The organism is Robertmurraya sp. DFI.2.37 (assembly GCF_029211245.1).
GTDB classification, from domain to species: Bacteria; Bacillota; Bacilli; order Bacillales; family Cytobacillaceae; genus Robertmurraya; species Robertmurraya methanolica_A.
Genome location: NZ_JARGEJ010000015.1, coordinates 19,683 through 40,222 on the forward strand (window position 1 = coordinate 19,683; position 20,540 = coordinate 40,222).

Sequence of the window (20,540 nt, forward strand, 5' to 3'; positions counted from 1 at the left end):
CTCCTTACTTTAAAAAATGAAAATACTGCCCTGCAATACTAACAAGCTCACTCTCTTTTTCTTTCGGATACATTAATAAAAAGCTAGTCGCCGGACCTCCTGATTTAAAAAAGTCAATCCCATCAGATGTTTTGACGAAATTTAGCTTCTCCAGTTCATAGGCTATCCCTTTCGAACCAATTGGCCATACCGTCACGTCCTCTCTTAAACTAAGCTGATAAAAAAGAGATAGTGGTGCCACTTGATCGGCAAATTCCATTACTTCATTTCCTACTAACGGCAAACCAATAAGAGCAACTTCAGACGACTCTGGTAATCTATTTATTTCTGTTGCCATGCCAATAACATTCAGTCCAACGGCTGACTGCATAAGTGGAAAATTGCTTTCCGTGCTCCCTGTAATTTGTATGTCCCTTATCCCTAACTCTGACAAACCTTTTTCCACCCCCGCAACTAATTCCTCCCACTCGTCTTCACCGCAAAAATTGTGAATGGCCACAGCAAAAGGTTTCGCTCCCGCCGCTAAACACTCCATTACTGCTACTCGAAAAGAAAAATAGCCAACTATGTCGTAGGCTACCTTTACAAGATCATGTCCCTTCATGCCAATTCCACCACTATTATCTGTTGTGATTACGAGGGAATCTTGTTCACCGATGGGAATGACAAGGGCATTTCTCATCCCTTTACCGCCCCTTTATCATACACACCCTTAAAAAAAGAATGTAATCTTGGAATTAAAAGAAGAGCAACAACAGTATTCACTAACGAACCAATCAATAAAGAAGGTAACAGGGCACTATAGAAGGCCAAGCCATAGAAATAAATAAACGGAAGTGGGGCAAGAACCGCGTTTCCGAAAACAAAGAAAACGCTTGCCAGCCACTTTCTTTTCCACAAATACGCAAAACTAAATGCCAGAACTCCCATTTCTACTGCTACAATGAAGTGCAGGGGACCCATAGGCATTCCGCCTAAAAGTGCAGAAACAAAATGACCAAAGGCAGCCACAATTGCTCCTGGAGCACCGCCAAAAAAGACAGCTGCAAGTAAAGCCGGAAATGCATCTAACGCTACACTTCCAATGATCGCTGGAATTTTTATACTCGCACCAACAACAGAAAGGCCAATAAAAACAGCAAGGAGACTAATTTTCCTTCCGTTCATCTTTGCGCTTCCCTCCTCTAAACACATTCGCACTTCTTATATATTCAACGTCCTTGACATTCAAACGGAAATTAATGACACGTGCTAAGGCAAAGAAGTAATCGGAGAGCCGATTTAAATATTGGAGACAGACTGTAGGCGCAGTATCATCCGCTTTTATTAAACTAACCACTAATCGCTCAGCTCTTCTTGTAACCGTTCTGGCAATATGAATGGTCGCAGATGCCTTAGCTCCACCTGGCAGGATAAAGCGCTCTAATTCAGGTGCTTCAGCAATAAGTTCATCAATTTTTTCTTCTAAATAAGCAATTGCTTCTTCCGTTAGTTTTGGTTCGCGTTTTTTCGTAATATTTGCTAAGTCGCCGCCACAATCAAACAACTCATGCTGAATCTTTTCAAGATCCAAAAGAACATCCTTAAACAAGGTTGCATCCAATTCGGTTACAGCCTGACCGACAAAGCAATTCACCTCATCTACTGTTCCATACGCTTCAACACGAATATCATCTTTGTCAACTCTTCCGCCAATAATGCTTGTTTGTCCTTTGTCACCCGTTTTAGTGTACAATCTCATTTTGAATCCTCCTTAATCGTTTGGTTTATGCCATACCAAATCACATCGACCCGCTCACAAAGACCAGTTAAATCTTGATAGATCCAGCCTGTACGATCACGCCAATCTCGATCCGCTTTTTCCATTGGAACAATTCCTTTTGAAATATCTGTTCCAATAAAAATTACCTTACGGGATGCATCTTCTTGCTCCCACCTATGCCATATTGCAAATTGACTCAGCCATTCTTCACGAGAATTCGAGCTTGCCTTCACCCACTGCTCCAACCCCTCTAAAACAACATGAGCAACATGAACATTTTGAATAAACGGTTCTCCCTTATAAGCTGATATCCATTTTGCTTGCGGGAATCGAGCTTTTACCCATTTTGCTTTTCCATTAAAGGCACCTCCCGTAACGAAATGCATCGGTTCCCCCTCCTTAACTGCTCCACATCAAATAACAGCTCATAACCAGTGCCATGAACAATGCGCCAATCCCAAAACGGTTTCTGTATGGGGGCAAATCGACTTAATAAATATTTAATAACTCCACCATGGGTAACGATAAAGGGACGCGCTCCATCTTCCTCATGCACATATCGGCAGATTCGTTCCCAGCCTGCGTCAACTCGATTGGCAAATTGCTCGAAAGATTCTCCATTTGGTGGAGCATGAATAACTGAGTTCTCAAGCCACTTTTGATAGCTTATGTCATCCTTTAATTGTTCATAGGTCTTTCCTTGAAAATCGCCAAAGTGCATTTCTCTAAATTCCATAACGGTTTTCGGCTCCACTTTAGGAAATAACAGCTTTATTGTGTGTAAACAGCGATTTAAGTCGCTGCATACATACAAATCATAGGCTTGCTCATCTAGTTGATAGGAAGAAAGCTGTGTAATCGCCTCCATGCTTAAAGGTGAATCATTCCAGCCCATATATTGCTTCCTTCTATTTCCCTCTGTTAAACCATGGCGAAATAATGTAATAACCACAGTACCATCCATAACATGATTTCAGTCCCTTCCACTGAAGCTCCAAGTACATCCCCTGTAATGCCTCCGAACCATTTCACCACTTTGACACGAATCAAACCATAACAGAGAATGGCAACGCCAACGAGTATAATGAATGGAAGTATGATCCCACTCCAGCCGCTAATAAGGATAGCGGCAATTATGACAAAATAAACTGGATATCCAACTAACGAACGTTTATTTCCCGCTTCCTGAAAAAGAGCAGCCAAACCATCCTTTTTAGCTGAAGGAATCGTCACCAACACAATGCCCATTACACTTTTCCCAAGAAACGGGATAAGCATGATCAAAAAATAACTGGCATACGTCATTGAAGCTAGAATCTCATAAATAAATAAAAATCGACCGCTTAATAAAACAAGAACCGATAAAACGCCAAAAGCACCTGTTCTTGGGTCCTTCATAATCTCTAATCGCTTAGCCTGATCTTGATAGGAGAAGAACGCATCACTAGCATCCATCCACCCATCGAGATGGATGCCACCAGTCATCACGATAATCGCAAGCCAGAGTAAAAATGCAGTTGCTAAAAGCGAAAGTGGTGAATAATTGGTTAAAAAATACAGTAATGCACTATAAAAAATCCCTTGCAGTAAACCGACAAGCGGAAATGTTTTAATACTACTCTTTAAATGTTGATGATCGAGAGGGAGGGCGGTGCGAATCGGTATCGCAGTGAAAAATTGCAAATTCAATAGGAAGCCTTTTACAAATTTCACCCTTCTGTCCCCCAACTGCTTACGATTCTTTTAATTTTGTCCCAATCCATATAGTCCTTTAGCTTGAGAGCTAATTCATCGTATTTCAATTCCTTTAAGTCCTGGCGGTATAATATATTTTTTGTTGGAAGCTGCTTGCTTCGCCGAATTTCATTTAACCAAAAGTTTCTAAACTCATCATTGTGAAAAAGATGATGGACATACGTTCCAATTGTTTTTCCATCTTCACTATAGTAGCCCTCTTCTTTTCCATCCTCTAAAATTAAAAAGGGGCTCCCTTTCTCGATCGGTTCCGTTACGCCAAGATGAATTTCATAGCCTTCAATCGGCCGACTGCCTTTGACTTTTATTGATGGGGCATATCGCCCTTTAAAGCGCACTGTTTTTTTGTCTGCTGTAAATACCGTGGTACTCGGAATCATCTGAAGTCCCTTTAAACGATTGCCAACAACACCTGTGTCAGAACCTGCCACATCAACAATTTCTTGACCCAGCATCTGATATCCGCCACATAAGCCAACGATCCGACCACCATTTTCTACATATTCGGTCAAGCGCCCAGCTAGTCCTGACTCCAGCAAATACGTTAAATCATTGATTGTGCTTTTCGTTCCTGGAATGATAACCGCATCAGGCCGACCAAATTGGGACAGATTCTTAATAAAGCGCACACTCACATCCTCTTCATCATAAAACGGCTCAATATCACTGTAATTAGAGATGTAAGGTAGATGAATAACAGCGATATCAATATCGCCATTCCCATTTCGATTCGTTTGAATCGACAGAGAATCCTCCCCGTCAATCATGTGATTGTGAACATAGGGCAATACCCCTAAAACCGGCACCCCTGTTCTGTCCTCTAGCCACTTCACTCCATCCTCAAAAAGGCTCATATCTCCACGGAATTTATTAATAAAAATTCCTCTTACTCGCTTTCGCTCGTCTGGGGCAAGCAATTCCAATGTTCCAACCACATTCGCAAATACTCCACCTCGATCAATATCCGCAACAAGGATGACTGGGACGTCGGCAAGCTCCGCCACTTTCATATTGACAATTTCCCGATCCTTTAAATTGATTTCAGCCGGACTTCCCGCTCCTTCAATGACCAATACATCAAAGCTTTCCCCTAAGTGCCCGAGAGCCTTTTTAATAACCTTTATTCCTTCTTCGTAAAAATGAGCACGGTACCCTTTGCCCGATAAAGTTTGTACCGCTTTTCCTAGCAAGACAACCTCTGACTGCATATCCGATCTTGGCTTCAGCAAAATGGGATTCATCCATACAGTCGCTTCCGTTTTCGCCGCCTCGGCTTGAATGCCTTGGGCCCGTCCAATTTCTTTACCATCCACTGTCACATATGAGTTATTGGACATATTTTGAGACTTAAAAGGAGCAACCTTTACTCCTTCGAGGGCAAAGAGCCGGCAAAGAGCCGTCACAACAAGACTCTTTCCTACATCCGAAGCTGTACCTTGAATCATCACACCTTTCATACCATTTCCTCCTTCATTACAATAGGAATTCCAGCTTCCACTAAATAAGCCTTTTCGGACCGGGCAACAAGCGTTTGATGCAAATTCCCGATCATTCTACTATATTCCAAAACAAGCTTATTCCCATGGTTAATCCCTTCCCACAATACTTCATTGCTCACTAAAATCAGCTCAGCACAGTGGTCTTGGATCTTTTCTATCCCTTGCAGTAATCTCGTTAATACTTGCGGATTCCATTCTTGTTGAGAAAACAATTCATTGTTTAACAGCGTCGTTACACAATCAAGAAGAACAATATCTTTACTAGTGAAAAATTCAGCTACCACTTCAATCCCTGTTGACTGTTCCCATGTTCTCCACGGCCATTCACTCTCTTCTCTTTCCTGCTGATGCCTTGCAATTCTCTTTGCCATTTCCTGATCACTTGCTACACCAGTCGCAAGATAATGAAGAGTACCACCTAGCTTCCGTGCCTTTTCCTTTGCAAGTTGCTCTGCAAAAGAACTTTTTCCACTTCTGACTCCACCTGTAATAAATATCATTTTCTCCATCCCTTTAACGCCGCAAGTAATTGGTTATTTTCGGCTTTGCTCTTAATGGCAGCCCGAAGCCAATGACCCTCTATTCCCGGAAAATTCATCGTATGCCGAAGAACGATCCCCTCCTGCAATAAATACGCAAACAGCGGCAGCTGTGATTCGATATAGGGCCATCTCAAAAGGTAAAAGTTCGTTTGCGATGGAGAGAACTCATATCCTTCCTTTTGAAAAAAAGCAAAAAGTCTCTTTCTTTCATTCTCAACGTAATCGCGTGTCTGCTCAATAAACACTTCTTCTTTGAGACATGCCTCCCCCGCACGAATGGCAATGCCATTAACACTCCAATGAGATTTATAGTTTTTTAGACTAGCGATTATATGCTTATCAGCCAGTATGTACCCCAGTCGCAAACTAGGAATTGCAAACATTTTCGTCATTGAACGAAGAAGAATAACATTGGCATAGTGCTGCAAAAACGGAACAAGAGAGCGGTATCCTTTGTAAAAATCATAGAATGCTTCATCTATTACTAAATAAGCTTCATGTTCTTTACACCGTTTGGCTAATGACAGCATTTGCTCAAACGAAAAACAAACACCTGTAGGATTATTAGGATTACATAAAAAGACAGCCTCAACTTCATTTAATGGCAACTCGTTCAAAGAAAACTGCCAGTTTTCGTCTAAAAAGTGATAGATAATTTCACAATGATTCGCCCGACAGGCCTGTTCATATTCTGAAAAGGTTGGCTGGATAATGAGGATCTTTTTACGCGCAAATAATCTCCCTAGCAATGCAATAAGCTCTGCTCCACCGTTTGCGACCATAACCATTTCTTCCTCTAGCTTTTCCTTAGAGGCAATCATCTCCCTCAAAGAGGCTGCTTCTGGATCAGGGTACTCAGCAATGTCCGAAAACAAATCAGACCAAATTTCTTTTAAAATTTGCGGTGGTCCTAACGGATTAATATTCGCGCTCAAATCAATGATTTCTTCCGGAATGGGCAGATTCATAGCTTTATAAATATAACGCGGATTTGCTCCATGTGCTGGCCAATTCAATTGCAATTCCTCCAATCCAAAGTAGAAGGATAAATAGTATAGTCGTACTTGTTAAAATGCGATTTGTTAATAGAATATGGGCTTTTTTCAACGGCGTGTAAGCTTCACCCATGCGAGCCCGGTTGGATACCAGCCCCTTATAATAATTCACGCCACCTAGCTGAACTCCCAAAAGAACTGCCACCGCTGCCTCAAGCCACCCGCTGTTCGGACTGGGATGTTTTCTTGCATCCCGCAGAAATATCCGCCAAGCATCCGTTCTTTTTAGCAATAATGGTTTGTGAGCGATTAACATCATATAACCAGAAAGACGACTAGGCAGCCAATTAACGAGATCATCAAGCTTTGCAGAGGCCCAGCCAAATTGGAGAAAGCGTTCATTTTTGTAGCCGACCATGGAATCACATGTGTTAATCGCACGATACACCATCGCTAATGGGGCACCGCCAATAAAAGCCCAAAACAAGGGAGCAGTCACCCCATCACTTGTATTTTCAGCTACGGTCTCTACCGTTCCTCTGACTAATTCGCTTTCATCAAGCCTCTCCGTGTCCCTGCCCACAATATAGGACAACTTTACACGCGCTTCTTGCAAATCACCTTTTTGCAGTGGTTTGTATACTTCAAGAGCAGCTTCCTGCAGGCTTTTTCGAGCAATTGTTGTCGCAATGAATAGACTTTCCACTAAAATCCCTGCAACCACATGTATTTGATAACTCAGCCACACAACACTAGCTGTTGCCAATAATACAGTGAGCACGATCAACAGCACCATTACGGCTCCTTTTACCCGCGGTGAATCCTTTTTATTCAAACGCTTTTCTAGGAAGGAGATAAAAGCGCCCATCCACTTCACAGGGTGGGGCCATTTTGGCGGATCTCCAACAATGGCGTCTATGACAACGGCAATCGTTAACGCAATCAAATGATTGATCATAGCTGTTGCTTCCTTTTGCGACTGTTTTCAACGGCTTCTGTTGTACATTGAAAAACACCTTGACTAATAAGCTTTCCAAGTGGAGTAATCGTTCCAGCAAACTCTAGCTCTTTCCCTGTTTGCGTTGCTGCAATAAGAATACTATCCGTTGACGTTCCAGTGGCGATCGTACCCGTAACCATATCCACTACCTTTTGATTCTCCATTGCCTTTACCTTTGCTTCTGTAGCCGTCATGACGCTTTGGATAAAAGCCTCCTCCGTCAGCTTCCCATTAATAAATATCCATGTATTAATTGTTCCAGGGATGAGTTCAAAAGAGTGCTCAACACTTTTCGAAGCATCGACTGCATTGCCAACTCCTGCCGTCACAATCACAAGTACAGAGAAATCATCTACCTTTAACAATTTATAGGCAACATCCTCAACATGAACCGCCGTCATCATCCCGATTGTCTCCGACGGTTCAAAGCCCCGTTCCCTTAAAAATTGCCCCATTTCTTGACGATGATCGGCGCAATCATAGCTTTTATCCACATGACGATTAACAAAGGTATGGTGCCAGCCCAACCCTGAACCTACCACTCCCGACGACATGGTGCGCAACGGGATTGGCGATTGAAGAGAAATATACTCCTTATTGATTTGCATATAACTTGGTTCAATAACAACATTTGCTTCATTCGCTCCATACTTTGGCAACAATACCATTTGCGGTACAGGAATGCTGGGATGGGGATGCTTTTCAACATCGGTATGATAGACCTCTTTTATTTTTTCCACCTTCACTACTTCATTCGGAATATCATTTGAATGCACACCGCCATTTTCAAGGAGCAAAAGGCGATCACAATAAAGGCTTGCTAGATTCAGGTCATGGAAAATCGAAACTACGGTCAATCCCTTTTCTCTTGTCCATTTCTTTAATAAATCCAGCAATTCCTTTTGGTAGGAAAGATCAAGATGATTCGTCGGTTCATCTAACAGAAGAATTTCTGGCTCCTGAACGAGAGCTTGTGCCAAAAAAACCCGTTGTCTCTCACCCCCGGAAAGGTCTTGAATGCTTTTATGCTGAAATGAGGCTATTCCCGTTTGCCCCATTGCTTCTTGGACGATTCGTTCATCCTCATCACTCCAAGAGCGAAACCACCCATCTTGGTGGGCATAGCGACCGAGGGAGACCGTCTCTTTCACCGTATAGGAAAAAGCTTGTGAAGAATGCTGGGACAAAACCGCAATCATCTTTGCTAGTTCCTTCATCGTGTAGCTTTTAATGGACTGACCCTTTATCGTGATCCTTCCTTGCTGGAAAGGCAATATGCCCGAAATCATTTTCAGCAAAGTCGTCTTACCGCTGCCATTTGGTCCAAGCACTCCAAATAGCTCCCCTTCTCCAACTCGAAATGAGACATTCTTCACTATCAATTCTCTTGCGTATCCACCTGAAAGCTGTTCTACCTTAAGCATCTGATCCACTTCTTTCCGCACTTCGTCTTTTCATTAAAATAATTCCGAAAGCTGGAGCGCCAATTAACGCGGTTATCACTCCGATCGGGAGTTCAATTGGAGAAATGATCGTTCGTGAGACTAAATCAGCCAGTATAAGAAATCCGCTCCCTGTTAAAATGGATAACGGGAGTAAATGGGTATGGTCTGGCCCCCATAACGTTCTTGTTAAATGAGGAATCACAAGACCAACAAAACCAATCGTTCCCGAAACAGCTACCGCTGCACCAGTCAAAATGGAGCCAGCAATTAAAATAATCATCTTCCTTCTCTGTACATTCACACCTAAATGCTGGGCGCGCTCTTCTCCAAAAGACATCGCATTAAGTTCTTTGCTATTGGCAATGAGGATAATGGAGCCTAAAATAAAAAACGGGAGAATAATTTGTATATAACTCCAGCCTCTCATCGACACACTTCCAAGAAGCCAACCAATAATCTGCCGCAGCTCTTCTCCTGTCAAAGCGATTAATAAGGAAATAAATGCCCCTAGGAAAGAACTGAATATAATTCCAGTTAAAATAATCGTTTCAACTTTCATCGCTCTATCAATTTTCCGAGCAAATCCCAACACTACAAATATCGTTAAAAACGCAAAAAGGATACTGAGTAAAGGTAAAGTAAAAGCTCCTACAAACGGGAGCGAAAACTGAAAAAACAAAGTGAGAACAGCACCTACTGAAGCCCCCGAAGAGACTCCTAATGTATAGGGATCTGCCAGTGGATTCCGCAAAAGACCTTGAAAGGCCGCTCCTGCAATTGCGAGAGCCGCCCCCACTAGTCCTGCCAAAATAACTCTTGGTAAACGAATACTTAATACGATATTCGTTTGCATCGGATCAATATGATCAATAGAAATAAAACGGAAAATTTCAGCACCGATGATCTGTATGATATTTCCAATCGGAACAGAAACCGTCCCGATGGAAATACCTAATAATATCGCAATAAGCAAGAAAGCGATCGCGATTATATATGCAAAAGCTCGTTGACCCCTTCTTTTCATGGTTTTCTCTCCAAACTAAGTAGGATTACTCAAATACTTCTGGATAGATCGCTTTTGCCAGCTCCTCAAGCCCCTCTGCAAGCCTTGGACCAGAACGAGTTACAAGATCTGAATGCACATCATACACCTGCTTATTTTTCACCGCAGCTACATCCTGCCAGCCCTCTCTTGAAAGCAATAAATCGACAGCATTTTCTGTATAATATCCATAAGTTGTAATCATGACGTCCGGATTGCGCTCAATGACAGCTTCCTCGTCCAAATTTACCCAGCCTTCTAAATCTCCAGCACCGTTTTCTGCATGAATAAGGGTGAGCATCTCATCCATAAAAGTATTTTTCCCAACAACAAAAATGTCTGGAGCAGGGTTGACCTCAACAATAACTGATTTTGTCTCAGTGATTTCAGCAGCTTTTTCCTCTATTTCTGCAATCTTTGTTTTCATGTCATTGACAATTTCTTCTGCTTTCTCCTGTTCACCTGTAGCAGTTCCAATCATTTCAATCGACTCATATATTTCATTAATCGTGGCAGCATCATTTACAACAAGAACTTTAATGCCTGCATCACGCAATTGCTGTAAGCCCTCCGTCGAATTATGAGCATTTGATGCGTGGGCCAAGACTAAATTCGGTTCAAGGGAAATAATCTTCTCAACATTCATTTCCATACCGCCGATTATTTCCTTTTCATATACTTCCTCAGGAAAGTTATCGTGCTCAGAAACCCCGACAATTTCGTTTCCAAGACCAAGAGCAAAGGCAATTTCCGTATTGCTTGGAATTAACGATACAATTTTCTCTGGCTTAGACTCAATTACGACCTCCTCACCAATCGCATCTGTGATCGTTACAGGAAACGCTTCTTCATTGACATTTTCCGCGCTTCCCTCTGTTTCCTCGACTGCATTGTTTTCCTCTACTGGTGTTTCAGACTCTCCGCAACCTGCTAAGATTCCTATTGATAACATGAGTAATAATAAAATTGAGTACCATTTCTTCATCTGTTTTTCCTCCAAAATTAAGTAGTCTGTTGGTGAGCATAAAAAAACATCTCCACTATAAAGAAATGGAGATGTTGGATTTGCAGCATTGACAATAAATGGCTTCCAAACACCTCCCTATCCTCGTAGGTTTATGGTGCAGTTGAAATAGGCAGGTCTCCTGGCTCATGGTCATAGCAAAACTGCTCCTTCCCATACCGATGTACAGTGGTATTTGCAGCATGCTCCCATTAACAGTGGCGGGACCGCGTTGGATTTTCACCAACTTCCCTTTTAAGTCTAAGAGAAAATTGCCATTTTTCACATCTGGAGTCAAAACTGACACCTAAACAAGCTTTATTTCCCTTAAAGACACCTATTACTGTAAACGAGTTATTTTCAATCTTGTTTAAATGAAAATACACTCAAAAAGTATGAAATTTTCCGTTGCTTAAATTATACACTATTTTGCTTCAAGAAAAGTTAACAAATTGCGAACTATTCCAATACAACCGGAATAGCATTCCCTAATTCAATCCCATTAACAGTGATGTGACAGCAGCGTGCGTAAAGCTTCACTCCAGCAGATTTAGCTTCGTTCAGAGCTTCAGCAAATTTTGGATCAATATGCTTCGCAGCGGTCATATAGGAAAGATCGTTGCGCTGAACGATGAAAAGGATAGCCGTTTCATAATGTTTCGAGAGCTGTGTAAGCTCACGCACATGCTTCGTTCCTCTTGCAGTGACGGCATCCGGAAACATTCCTTTCTCTCCTTCTGCTAACGTTACACTCTTAACCTCTAAAAGAAGTTCTTTTCCTTCTTTACTTTCTAACAGGAAATCCCAGCGAGAATCACTCAGCTTATATTCCGCTCTTTTATAAAACCAGCCGGCAAACTCATTTAACCCCCCCGATTTAAGACCATTCTCAACAAGCTTGTTCGGGAGAGCCGTATGAAGGGAAACAAGGCTTGTATGTGTTTCATTTTCACATAGCATCGCTGTCCACTTCGTTTTTCTCGCAGGATTTTCATGATCCATAAGCCATACTGTTTTCCCTGGTAGTAAAAGTTCCTTCAATCTTCCAGGGTCAGCCAAGTGAGCCACGGCTAGTTCGTCTGTTTCAGGCAATTGGCAGTGGAGAATAAAGCGATTCGGTCTTTCAATAAATGTTGCCTTTGTCAGCGCTCTGGGGAATGGCAGCCATAAGCTTTCTTTTTTCTTTTGCATTTCCTCAGCGCCTCCTAGCTTGCATACATTTTCCATTCACGTGTTTTTTTATCAAAAACAAGCTTTGCATCCGGCTTTCCTTTTGCCATTTTTTCGTACTCTTCGTACATATCATCCATGTTATCAAAATCACCGAGCACCCAGATAGGAATCTCTATCGCCGTTCTTGTTTGAACATTGTCATGAATAGAGATAAGAATTCCCTCTTTCATCATGATCTTCATATTTAGGATTAGCTCCATATGAATCGGAGGAAATGGCCGTTTCTTTTTAATGCCAAGGATACTCTTGGCAAGCTTGCTATCAGTCATTTTCGCTGCTAATACTTCTCCAAGCATATGGTAGAAATCTTTCATATTGCGATAATAGACTTTATTCCACCAACCATCATCGTGGGCTAAATAAACAAAGCGATTGCGCAATTGCTGATAAAAGGGGGTTCGCAAAGCATCTTTCATATGACCAAGGTACAGAAGCTCCGCCAATTCCTGACCTGACAATTCGTTCAGTGCATCTTCTTCCTCAAAATCAACCCAGCAGAAGTCCCCATACCCATAGACATCATCCTTTATTAGCTTTTCCACTTGCTCATGAGGAACATATTCAAATAGCGTATGCAAATTGAACTCTCCATCATCAAAATGATGCTTTAAAAGGAGGACGTTGTTCATGAGGTCTTTAAGCGAGCGGGCAAATTCTCCAAATTCTATCCCATACGATAGGACGTAATGCTTTGTTTCATTCAAATGAACATATACAAGTTCCCGTTGATTGCCATTATGTTTTTTCAAAAGAATAACCTCCGAACCTTTTGATAAGACTGATGATGATTCACGAAACAGACAATGAAGTCCTGTTTATATGGTTTAGAATTATATAACTAGATTTTAACAAACTTTTCGGATAAAATCTTATTTTATCCACGTAATTCTCATTTAGTGAAAATATTCCCTTTTCAACTTAATCATTAGAAAATTATTTGAACGAAGGTTTTAAGCGTTTATTTAGTGGTACAACTAATAAGACAGCCGCTTTAAACGTTCTTGTCGTTTAATTGAACTCAACTTGGCAGGATGCACGAACTCAGGAGAAAAACCCATTTTGTTGAACCACGAAAGACGCAAAAGTATTACCAACTATGTAAATTTTTCACGTTCAATACCTTGACAATAAAAAAATAATTTTACCGTATCAATTCTTCTTATCTTTTTCTATAATAATCACGAGAGTTGATAGCACACTTTGTATTGATAACCTATATCACAAACAAAATTCCTATCAAAAAATGGATCCAAGTAAGTACTATCTTCACTCAGCATTTTCCGGTAAAGGAGCGTGATCTCATGATTCAGAATATGACAGAAGATCAAATCACCCTATATGTAATCAAGGCATTAAAAGAGAATAAACGCAAAGAATTCGAAGCAATCATCGATGAACTTCAACCATATGATATTGCTCAAATTTATGAGGATTTGCCGGAAAAACATCGAACACGCTTTTTATTTTTCCTAAATATTAATGTACTTGCAGATTTAATCCAAGAATTAAACAGTGAAGAACAACTCGACGTCCTCAACCGCCTTGGGATTGAGAAATCTGGTAAGGTACTCGACATGATGGATAATGACGACCTTGCCTCCCTTCTTGAAGATCTCTCTCCTGAAAAAATCGCATCACTGCTATCAGGAATGAAAAAAGAAGAATCGCAAATTGTTCAGGATATTATGAATTATCCGCCGGAAACTGCCGGCCGATTAATGACCAATCGCTTTGTTTGGATTCGCGATTATTATACTGTCAGGGAAGCGGTAGATAAACTGAAGTCTTTTGCCGAACTCGCTGAGACGATTAACTATTTATATGTCATCGACCAAAACCGAAAGCTGGTCGGAGTTGTGTCATATCGCGACTTATTAATTGCTGAAATGCAGGAAAAAATCCGCGATATCATGTATGAGCGCGTTATATATGCATTAGAGGACACCGACCAGGAAGAGGTGGCTCGCCTGATTGAACGCTACGATTTTCTTGCCATTCCCGTCGTTGACAAGGATCATGTCTTAATCGGGATTATTACAGTTGATGATATTATTGATGTCGTCATCCGCGAAGCCAATGAAGATATCGAAAAGCTTTCTGCTTCCGGTAAATCCATTGATTTTGAAACAAAATCGTTTGTTGCTGCTTATCGACGTCTGCCATGGCTTATCCTTCTTTTATTTATCGGCCTCATTTCAGGAAGCATTATAAGCTCCTATGAGGAAACTCTTGAAAAGGTTGTAGCCCTCGCCTTTTTTATGCCGATGATTTCAGGCATGACCGGAAATACAGGAACGCAGTCATTAGCCGTTGTCGTCAGGGGGCTTGTATCAAATGATATTGATAAAAGAGTCATTACAAAGCTTATTTTAAGGGAATTAAGTGTTGGAGTCATTATCGGAATTACATGCGGAATTCTCATTTCAGTTATCGCCCTCATTTGGCAAGGAAACTTTATTCTCGGTCTCGTCGTCGGCAGTTCACTGTTGCTTACCCTTATTATTGGAACATTAGCAGGTACGATTATTCCGTTAATTCTTTATCGTTTAAAGGTTGACCCTGCAATCGCATCAGGTCCACTTATTACAACCTTAAATGACATTTTTTCCTTGATCACTTATTTTGGCATTGCTACCATGTTTCTCAATTATTTATTATAAATCCGTATTGCGGTCGTGCTGAAAATATTAAACGTAGAAACGCTACTTTAACCCTTTTGTAGTACGTATATAGATACTCTGCATCATAGACGTTAGATGGAAAATGCCGATAAAAATCACGAAGATCTCGCTCTTCGTGATTTTTATTGAAAAATTAGAAACCATTCACCCTGTAAATACGTCTTATTACGTGTGGCTATTTCGAGGTTATCTCTGTTAATATTAAAGAATAGATATAGAAGTATAGGGAGATTAAGAGAGACTAGGTGTTGGAACAATGGATAAAAAGAATAAGGTTGCTGAAAAGTTTGACTGGACATTAAGCTTTATTTTGCTATTGTTCTTTCTTACTAGCTGCGCAGCCATTTATAGCGCTCAAACAACGGAACAATATAATGAAAATTATTTTTTGCGGCAAATTATATATTATGCTATCGGGGCCATCATCATCGCAATCGTGATGTTTTTTGATAGCTATCAATATCGAAAGCTAAGCTGGTATTTATACGGATTTGGAATTTTACTATTAGTTGTACTATACCTGTTACCTCCATCAGACTTTACACCGATTAGAAACGGGGCAAAGAGTTGGTTTGTTATACCTGGATTCGGATCAATCCAGCCTTCGGAATTCATGAAAGTCTTTTTAATTCTGACATTAAGTAAGTTGATTGCTGATCACCATGAAAAAAACCCACTTAAAACGACTAGAACCGATTTTATTTTGCTCGTTAAACTTGGGTTGGCGACATTACCGCCACTCGTCCTTATTGCAGAACAAGATTTAGGAACTGCATTAGTAATTATTGCGATTTTCGTAGGAATGATTCTTATTTCTGGAATGACATGGAAAATTCTCTTACCTGTTTTTTCAGCAGGGGCCGCTCTGGTGGCAGCAATTTTTTATATCGTCATCCATTATCCAGAACTATTGGAAAAACATATTGATACCTATCAATATAATCGGATCTACTCTTGGCTTGATCCGGAAAGCTACCAAGGCGGGGCTGGCTACCATCTGTATAAATCACTGCAAGCAATTGGCTCCGGTTTAATTACCGGGAAGGGCTTCGGAGAAAGAGTTGTCTACATTCCCGAAAGCCATACCGATTTCATCTTTAGCGTTATTGGGGAAGAATACGGTTTTGCAGGGGCAAGCATCGTGATCGGACTGTTTTTTATTCTCATTTATCACCTGACTAAGACGGCACTTGATACGAACGATCCCTTTAATACCTATATTTGTGTCGGGATTATCAGTATGATTGCCTTCCATGTTTTTCAAAATATTGGAATGACCATTCAAGTCTTACCAATTACTGGAATCCCACTTCCATTCATAAGCTCTGGAGGTAGCTCCCTTATGGCGAATATGTTTGCGATGGGACTCATTTACAGTATAAGGTATCACCATAAATCATATATGTTTGGCTCAACAAAATGAACTTCATTAGGACGGAATAGAAGCGAAAATTTTAGCCGCTATTTAATTAACAATTAATCACAACATACAACACACTAAAGGAGTTTAATCATGTCAGAATTGATTCATACAATTGAAGAATGGCTTATGGAATATGGGTTATGGGGGCTCGCACTCGTTTCATTTGCAGATTCTTCTTTTTTCCCCATTCCACCCGACGTCTTGCTCATTCCCATGGGGATTGCAAATCCAGACAGCGTTCTATTTTACGCCTTTATTACCACCCTAACATCTGTAATAGGGGCCTTATTAGGATGGTATATTGGTAAAAAACTCGGGAGACCCGTGTTAACTTATCTATTCAAAGAGGATAAAGTTCAAAAGGTAGAACATTATTTTATAAAGTATGGCCCGATGGCGATCCTTATGGCAGCATTAACACCTGTCCCTTATAAGATCTTTACCATTTTTGCTGGGGTCTCTCGTATTCGTCTCCGCACACTCGTCATATGGTCGATAATCGGAAGAGGTGCCCGTTTCTTTGCTGAAGCTTTGCTCATCCTGTTCCTCGGGGCGCAAGCAAAAACCTTCATCGATGAAAATTTTGCCATGATCACGATCGTAGGAGCGCTTGCGATTATAGCCGTGTATTTCATTTTTCTTTACCTCAAAAAACGTAACAATGCAAAAACCCTTAAGTAGACACTTAAGGGTTTTATTTATAATTATTATAATTAAAAAATTATTATAAATAAGTATTGATTTTAATTTAATATTTGTTATAATTAGTTTATAAAAGAAATAGGAGGAATGTTAAAATGAATTTACAAACCGCTTTAAATGTACAAATTTCTAACTGGAGCATCTTATACACAAAGCTTCATCGCTACCACTGGTATGTAAAAGGGCCCCTATTCTTTACACTACATGAAAAATTTGAAGAGCTATACAACGAAGCTGCCTTAACTGTTGATGAAATTGCTGAGCGCTTACTTGCTATCGGCGGACAACCTGTTGCTACGATGAAAGAATACTTAGAAACTGGAACATTACCAGAAACAGGAGATGAAGAAAAGGCAAGTGAAATGGTTGCTGCCCTAGTTTCTGATTACAAAGCGATTAAAGAACAATTAGTCGAACTAGCATCTTTAGCTGAAGCGCAAAATGACGTCAATACAAACGACTTAGCTGTTGGACTAATCGAAAAAATCGACACACATATTTGGATGCTTAACGCTTACTTAGGAGAATAACGCAATCCAGAAAAAGAGTCAGTGAGTTAAATCACCGACTCTTTTATTTTTTCCTCTGTTACACCTTATTGTAGATACAACGATTTTGGACACACTTCTTGCAAAATCAAGGCTTCACAAGCCTTTCCTAGTACTGAAAGGCCTGTGATATGGGAGAAAAGCTTATTTTCCTATCGCTCCATGGATAAAACTAAAAGCAAAAAGACCACCTAGACATTTATATTTAATGGTTTTCCCTTTCCACCCCATTGTAAATCAATCGTTCGTATACTGCGGACATAAGAATCATAAAAACATGAATAATGACATTCAAATATGGAATAGAAAAATTCTTTTTGACCACCCCCGAACGAAAAAGAATGGAATCAACTGTTAGCGAAAACACCAAAATGCCTAATTTCCCCATCCACCTACCTTTACGAATTGACCATGCTGAAAATAAAGAAAGCACGATACTATATAATGGGGCATAGATAAAATGCTCCTCGAGCCGATGTACCCTCCCCTTTCCAAAACGGAAATTCCCCGTCAATGCGGCAAGGTAAATAATATTGGTACCTGTCCCCATAATGGCAAAAAATAAAGAAATAAAAAGGATAAGCGGATTTTGTCGCTGCAGTTGTTCATACCATTTATCACTTAGAAAAAAAAAGATCGGGAGCAAAGAGGACGTATGAAACGGATTCCACCATCTCGTCTTATAAATTTTCAGCCTCATAAACAGCTGCTCAACGAGATGAAAATAGAAAATAAATGCCGATTTTATTTTCCAATTCAGCTTGAATGCCGTTAAGAATACTCCTGTAAACGGAATATAGATCGCTTGTGATAAAATGGCTCCGAAAAAATTATCGAAATAGCGATTTTTTAAGATTTTTGGCTTGTAGCGATAAGCGCGAAATAAATGGAGTACAAAATACTCAAAAATATAGGCCATTCCCATATTCGCCATTAGCAATACACTTAACGTCTTACGATCTTTCTTTTTTATAAAAGAGTAGAGCAGGAGAGATGAATGGATGATAAATAAAAAAATAAACGGATATTTATTTCTGCTGTTTCGTTTCATTCATATCCCTCCTCTTTAGTACTCCTTATTTTTCGAAGAAGACGGGACATTATTCAACATTCACGCCAGATTATACGAACTTTCTTCGTTCAAGCCTTTGTTCTTAAGATAAGCCTTGTTCCTGACGGATCGATTAACTTGATTTCCTCTCCTTCTACCTGAATTGAATCATGTTGATTGCTCAGTCGTGTTATCGTTTGCAACATCTCTTCTTTATTTGGATAAATCAATGTAAAATACTCGAGACCTGCGCTCTTTTCTGAAGGTGGTTGCGCTCCTCTGCCATTCCATGTATTTAAGCCGATATGATGGTGATAGTTTCCACTTGAAATAAAAAGGGCTTGTTCACCATAGCGAGCAACAATATCAAATCCTAGTCCATCACAATAAAACTGTTGGGCAGCGTGCAAATCTGCAACATGCAAATGAATGTGACCAATAATCGTCTCTTTTGGAAGCCCTCGCCAAGCTTCTCCATTCGACTGTTGGAATAACCCCTCCACATCTAAAGGGGCAGTATCCATCTGGACCATTCCCTCCGACCATTGCCACTTATCCGATGGTCGATCTGCATAAACTTCAATTCCGTTTCCATCTGGATCTGCCAAATAGATCGCTTCACTTACGAAATGATCTGAAGCCCCTTGCAGCGGATAACCGCTTTCCAATAAATGTTTTAAACAAGCCGCCAAATCTGCTCGCGATGGAAGTAACAGAGCAAAATGGTATAAACCTGTTCTCCGCGCCTCTTTTGCTGTAACCTGCTCCGGTTCCAAAATCGTCAATATCGGTGTCTTTCCATCAACGGTAAAAACAACCGTTGTTCGGTATTCCTTTAAAACCTGCAGACCTAAAATCTCCTGATAAAACGATGAAGCCCTTTCTTTATTTGTTACTTTTAAATGCACCTGTTCCACATACACATTTGGTGATTGATGAAAATTCATTGTAATTTACCCCTTTAACATTTTTCTTTAACTTCCATTGCTGTAGTTCTTATAAATTTAGTATACTAGGTACTAACAAAAGTAAGGAGTGATCTGTTTTGTCAAAATCAAAAGCCCGTAAATATCGTGAAAAAATTGCTCGCGAGGGACAAAGAAACCCAGAATGGAATAGGAGTCCTTTTGTCTTTGCCGATATGCGTACACGAAAAACAAAAACAAAGAAGGATTATTTGTATAAGACTAAACACAAGAACCAATCATTTATAGATAAAAATGATGGTTCTTTTTATTATTCGCTTTTTAAAAGAAATTGTCTTTGGCTCATTTCGTATGAAAGCAAAAATCAACACTAACATAGAACAAGCTCTATTATTCCTTTTTTGTACTACATAATAAATTTCAGCGCACAAATAAAACAAAATATGATTATGTCCCTTATTTCCTTAGTTTAACTTCCGAATAAATATTATATCAAAATAATTATTTACTCGTATTATTCATCCTACTTGAGGGAAATGAATCGATTAAATATCGCCAAAACCCATATCACTATTTGTATCCGCTTTCATAATAAAAATTCAAAGTTTGTTCAATATTTCACAAACTATTATTTAAATAGTATGGTATTCTACATGTAGATAAACAAATAAGGAGTGAAGACAATGATCATTTGTGAGTGGAGAGCTTTTTCTACAGATACTGAAACCTATACTCAAGCAGATTTTGAAAAGCTGGTTGGTGATGATTTTGAAGCAATGATGTTTAAAGATGACGATCCCATTCCTGCCTATATTTGGACAAAAAATTACGTCTTTCATATCAGAAAAAACTCTAAAATTTTAACTGATATTTCTTTTGAGAAAATTCCAAGAAATCCAGATTGTGTAAAATCATAATCTTTTTTTTAATAAA

The 20,540-nt window shown here is 40.0% G+C and carries 23 protein-coding genes and 1 riboswitch; of the genes, 6 read left to right on the forward strand and 17 right to left on the reverse strand.

What is annotated here, in order from left to right:
• Nucleotides 1–4 precede the first annotated feature (4 nt).
• The 15 genes from PZE06_RS10300 to PZE06_RS10370 all read right to left on the reverse strand — a co-directional run bounded on the left by PZE06_RS10300 (nt 5) and on the right by PZE06_RS10370 (nt 13,025).
• The gene (locus PZE06_RS10300; protein ID WP_150915650.1) at nt 5–682 is read right to left on the reverse strand and encodes an AIR synthase related protein; all 678 of its coding nucleotides are present in this window, start codon (nt 680–682) and stop codon (nt 5–7) included.
• Entirely contained in the window at nt 679–1,167 is a 489-nt protein-coding gene (locus PZE06_RS10305) for an ECF transporter S component (RefSeq protein ID WP_095311741.1), read from the reverse strand. The genes PZE06_RS10300 and PZE06_RS10305 overlap by 4 nt, the downstream gene beginning before the upstream one ends.
• Complete coding sequence (locus tag PZE06_RS10310) at nt 1,148–1,741, reverse strand: cob(I)yrinic acid a,c-diamide adenosyltransferase (RefSeq protein ID WP_095311739.1); 594 nt, start codon at nt 1,739–1,741, stop codon at nt 1,148–1,150. Before PZE06_RS10310 ends, PZE06_RS10305 begins: the two co-directional genes overlap by 20 nt.
• Nucleotides 1,738–2,148 carry a bifunctional adenosylcobinamide kinase/adenosylcobinamide-phosphate guanylyltransferase gene (locus PZE06_RS10315; protein WP_150915649.1) on the reverse strand — a complete coding sequence of 137 codons (411 nt, stop codon included), beginning with the start codon at nt 2,146–2,148 and terminating at the stop codon, nt 1,738–1,740. Before PZE06_RS10315 ends, PZE06_RS10310 begins: the two co-directional genes overlap by 4 nt.
• A complete protein-coding gene (locus PZE06_RS10320) occupies nt 2,100–2,714 on the reverse strand; it encodes a histidine phosphatase family protein (RefSeq protein WP_225310672.1) in 615 nt (204 codons plus the stop codon). Before PZE06_RS10320 ends, PZE06_RS10315 begins: the two co-directional genes overlap by 49 nt.
• The gene (cobS, locus tag PZE06_RS10325; RefSeq protein ID WP_150915647.1) at nt 2,684–3,475 is read right to left on the reverse strand and encodes an adenosylcobinamide-GDP ribazoletransferase; all 792 of its coding nucleotides are present in this window, start codon (nt 3,473–3,475) and stop codon (nt 2,684–2,686) included. Before cobS ends, PZE06_RS10320 begins: the two co-directional genes overlap by 31 nt.
• Nucleotides 3,472–4,974, reverse strand: a complete 1,503-nt coding sequence (locus tag PZE06_RS10330; protein ID WP_150915646.1) for a cobyric acid synthase — start codon at nt 4,972–4,974, stop codon at nt 3,472–3,474. The genes cobS and PZE06_RS10330 overlap by 4 nt, the downstream gene beginning before the upstream one ends.
• Nucleotides 4,971–5,516 (reverse strand): bifunctional adenosylcobinamide kinase/adenosylcobinamide-phosphate guanylyltransferase, encoded by a 546-nt coding sequence (locus PZE06_RS10335; RefSeq protein WP_225310673.1) that lies wholly within the window; start codon nt 5,514–5,516, stop codon nt 4,971–4,973. Before PZE06_RS10335 ends, PZE06_RS10330 begins: the two co-directional genes overlap by 4 nt.
• On the reverse strand, nt 5,513–6,574 hold the full coding sequence (gene cobD / locus PZE06_RS10340) for a threonine-phosphate decarboxylase CobD (protein ID WP_150915644.1): 1,062 nt from the start codon (nt 6,572–6,574) through the stop codon (nt 5,513–5,515). Before cobD ends, PZE06_RS10335 begins: the two co-directional genes overlap by 4 nt.
• Nucleotides 6,531–7,511, reverse strand: coding sequence for an adenosylcobinamide-phosphate synthase CbiB (gene cbiB, locus PZE06_RS10345; RefSeq protein ID WP_150915643.1), 981 nt, complete (start codon nt 7,509–7,511; stop codon nt 6,531–6,533). Before cbiB ends, cobD begins: the two co-directional genes overlap by 44 nt.
• Nucleotides 7,508–8,977: an adenosylcobinamide amidohydrolase gene (locus tag PZE06_RS10350; RefSeq protein ID WP_150915642.1), complete on the reverse strand. Its 1,470-nt coding sequence runs from the start codon at nt 8,975–8,977 to the stop codon at nt 7,508–7,510. The genes cbiB and PZE06_RS10350 overlap by 4 nt, the downstream gene beginning before the upstream one ends.
• Entirely contained in the window at nt 8,970–10,022 is a 1,053-nt protein-coding gene (locus PZE06_RS10355; RefSeq protein WP_150915641.1) for a FecCD family ABC transporter permease, read from the reverse strand. Before PZE06_RS10355 ends, PZE06_RS10350 begins: the two co-directional genes overlap by 8 nt.
• A gap of 25 nt (nt 10,023–10,047) precedes the next feature.
• Nucleotides 10,048–11,025 (reverse strand): ABC transporter substrate-binding protein, encoded by a 978-nt coding sequence (locus PZE06_RS10360; protein ID WP_150915640.1) that lies wholly within the window; start codon nt 11,023–11,025, stop codon nt 10,048–10,050.
• 133 nt (nt 11,026–11,158) lie between these two features.
• A riboswitch (cobalamin riboswitch) is annotated at nt 11,159–11,369 on the reverse strand.
• Between the two features lie 133 nt (nt 11,370–11,502).
• Nucleotides 11,503–12,234 (reverse strand): DNA/RNA nuclease SfsA, encoded by a 732-nt coding sequence (gene sfsA, locus PZE06_RS10365; protein WP_150915639.1) that lies wholly within the window; start codon nt 12,232–12,234, stop codon nt 11,503–11,505.
• A 14-nt stretch (nt 12,235–12,248) separates the two neighbouring features.
• Complete coding sequence (locus tag PZE06_RS10370) at nt 12,249–13,025, reverse strand: hypothetical protein (protein ID WP_150915638.1); 777 nt, start codon at nt 13,023–13,025, stop codon at nt 12,249–12,251.
• Between the two features lie 552 nt (nt 13,026–13,577).
• Between PZE06_RS10370 and mgtE the strand changes: the two genes are divergently transcribed.
• The 4 genes from mgtE (at nt 13,578) to PZE06_RS10390 (ending at nt 17,612) form a co-directional block, all read left to right on the forward strand.
• Nucleotides 13,578–14,936, forward strand: coding sequence for a magnesium transporter (gene mgtE / locus PZE06_RS10375; protein ID WP_150915637.1), 1,359 nt, complete (start codon nt 13,578–13,580; stop codon nt 14,934–14,936).
• 277 nt (nt 14,937–15,213) lie between these two features.
• Nucleotides 15,214–16,380: an FtsW/RodA/SpoVE family cell cycle protein gene (locus tag PZE06_RS10380; RefSeq protein WP_150915636.1), complete on the forward strand. Its 1,167-nt coding sequence runs from the start codon at nt 15,214–15,216 to the stop codon at nt 16,378–16,380.
• 90 nt (nt 16,381–16,470) lie between these two features.
• Nucleotides 16,471–17,061 carry a YqaA family protein gene (locus PZE06_RS10385; RefSeq protein ID WP_150915635.1) on the forward strand — a complete coding sequence of 197 codons (591 nt, stop codon included), beginning with the start codon at nt 16,471–16,473 and terminating at the stop codon, nt 17,059–17,061.
• A gap of 116 nt (nt 17,062–17,177) precedes the next feature.
• Nucleotides 17,178–17,612, forward strand: coding sequence for a Dps family protein (locus PZE06_RS10390; protein WP_150915634.1), 435 nt, complete (start codon nt 17,178–17,180; stop codon nt 17,610–17,612).
• Between the two features lie 223 nt (nt 17,613–17,835).
• On the opposite strand, the gene PZE06_RS10395 is transcribed toward PZE06_RS10390, so the two are convergent.
• Complete coding sequence (locus tag PZE06_RS10395; RefSeq protein WP_150915633.1) at nt 17,836–18,681, reverse strand: hypothetical protein; 846 nt, start codon at nt 18,679–18,681, stop codon at nt 17,836–17,838.
• Nucleotides 18,682–18,770: 89 nt separating this feature from the next.
• Complete coding sequence (locus PZE06_RS10400; protein WP_150915632.1) at nt 18,771–19,628, reverse strand: VOC family protein; 858 nt, start codon at nt 19,626–19,628, stop codon at nt 18,771–18,773.
• Nucleotides 19,629–19,726: 98 nt separating this feature from the next.
• Between PZE06_RS10400 and PZE06_RS10405 the strand changes: the two genes are divergently transcribed.
• Both PZE06_RS10405 and PZE06_RS10410 read left to right on the forward strand, forming a co-directional pair.
• Nucleotides 19,727–19,981, forward strand: a complete 255-nt coding sequence (locus PZE06_RS10405) for a hypothetical protein (protein WP_150915631.1) — start codon at nt 19,727–19,729, stop codon at nt 19,979–19,981.
• 309 nt (nt 19,982–20,290) lie between these two features.
• On the forward strand, nt 20,291–20,524 hold the full coding sequence (locus tag PZE06_RS10410) for a hypothetical protein (RefSeq protein ID WP_150915630.1): 234 nt from the start codon (nt 20,291–20,293) through the stop codon (nt 20,522–20,524).
• Nucleotides 20,525–20,540 lie beyond the last annotated feature (16 nt).

Bases quoted from the DNA above. Each gene is read 5' to 3' on its own strand.
- PZE06_RS10300 (WP_150915650.1), bottom strand. From the start codon at position 682: ATGAGAAATGCCCTTGTCATTCCCATCGGTGAACAAGATTCCCTCGTA.
- PZE06_RS10305 (WP_095311741.1), bottom strand. From the start codon at position 1,167: ATGAACGGAAGGAAAATTAGTCTCCTTGCTGTTTTTATTGGCCTTTCT.
- PZE06_RS10310 (WP_095311739.1), bottom strand. From the start codon at position 1,741: ATGAGATTGTACACTAAAACGGGTGACAAAGGACAAACAAGCATTATT.
- PZE06_RS10315 (WP_150915649.1), bottom strand. From the start codon at position 2,148: ATGCATTTCGTTACGGGAGGTGCCTTTAATGGAAAAGCAAAATGGGTA.
- PZE06_RS10330 (WP_150915646.1), bottom strand. From the start codon at position 4,974: ATGAAAGGTGTGATGATTCAAGGTACAGCTTCGGATGTAGGAAAGAGT.
- PZE06_RS10335 (WP_225310673.1), bottom strand. From the start codon at position 5,516: ATGATATTTATTACAGGTGGAGTCAGAAGTGGAAAAAGTTCTTTTGCA.
- cbiB (WP_150915643.1), bottom strand. From the start codon at position 7,511: ATGATCAATCATTTGATTGCGTTAACGATTGCCGTTGTCATAGACGCC.
- PZE06_RS10350 (WP_150915642.1), bottom strand. From the start codon at position 8,977: ATGCTTAAGGTAGAACAGCTTTCAGGTGGATACGCAAGAGAATTGATA.
- PZE06_RS10355 (WP_150915641.1), bottom strand. From the start codon at position 10,022: ATGAAAAGAAGGGGTCAACGAGCTTTTGCATATATAATCGCGATCGCT.
- PZE06_RS10360 (WP_150915640.1), bottom strand. From the start codon at position 11,025: ATGAAGAAATGGTACTCAATTTTATTATTACTCATGTTATCAATAGGA.
- sfsA (WP_150915639.1), bottom strand. From the start codon at position 12,234: ATGCAAAAGAAAAAAGAAAGCTTATGGCTGCCATTCCCCAGAGCGCTG.
- mgtE (WP_150915637.1), top strand. From the start codon at position 13,578: ATGATTCAGAATATGACAGAAGATCAAATCACCCTATATGTAATCAAG.
- PZE06_RS10380 (WP_150915636.1), top strand. From the start codon at position 15,214: ATGGATAAAAAGAATAAGGTTGCTGAAAAGTTTGACTGGACATTAAGC.
- PZE06_RS10385 (WP_150915635.1), top strand. From the start codon at position 16,471: ATGTCAGAATTGATTCATACAATTGAAGAATGGCTTATGGAATATGGG.
- PZE06_RS10390 (WP_150915634.1), top strand. From the start codon at position 17,178: ATGAATTTACAAACCGCTTTAAATGTACAAATTTCTAACTGGAGCATC.
- PZE06_RS10395 (WP_150915633.1), bottom strand. From the start codon at position 18,681: ATGAAACGAAACAGCAGAAATAAATATCCGTTTATTTTTTTATTTATC.
- PZE06_RS10400 (WP_150915632.1), bottom strand. From the start codon at position 19,628: ATGAATTTTCATCAATCACCAAATGTGTATGTGGAACAGGTGCATTTA.
- PZE06_RS10410 (WP_150915630.1), top strand. From the start codon at position 20,291: ATGATCATTTGTGAGTGGAGAGCTTTTTCTACAGATACTGAAACCTAT.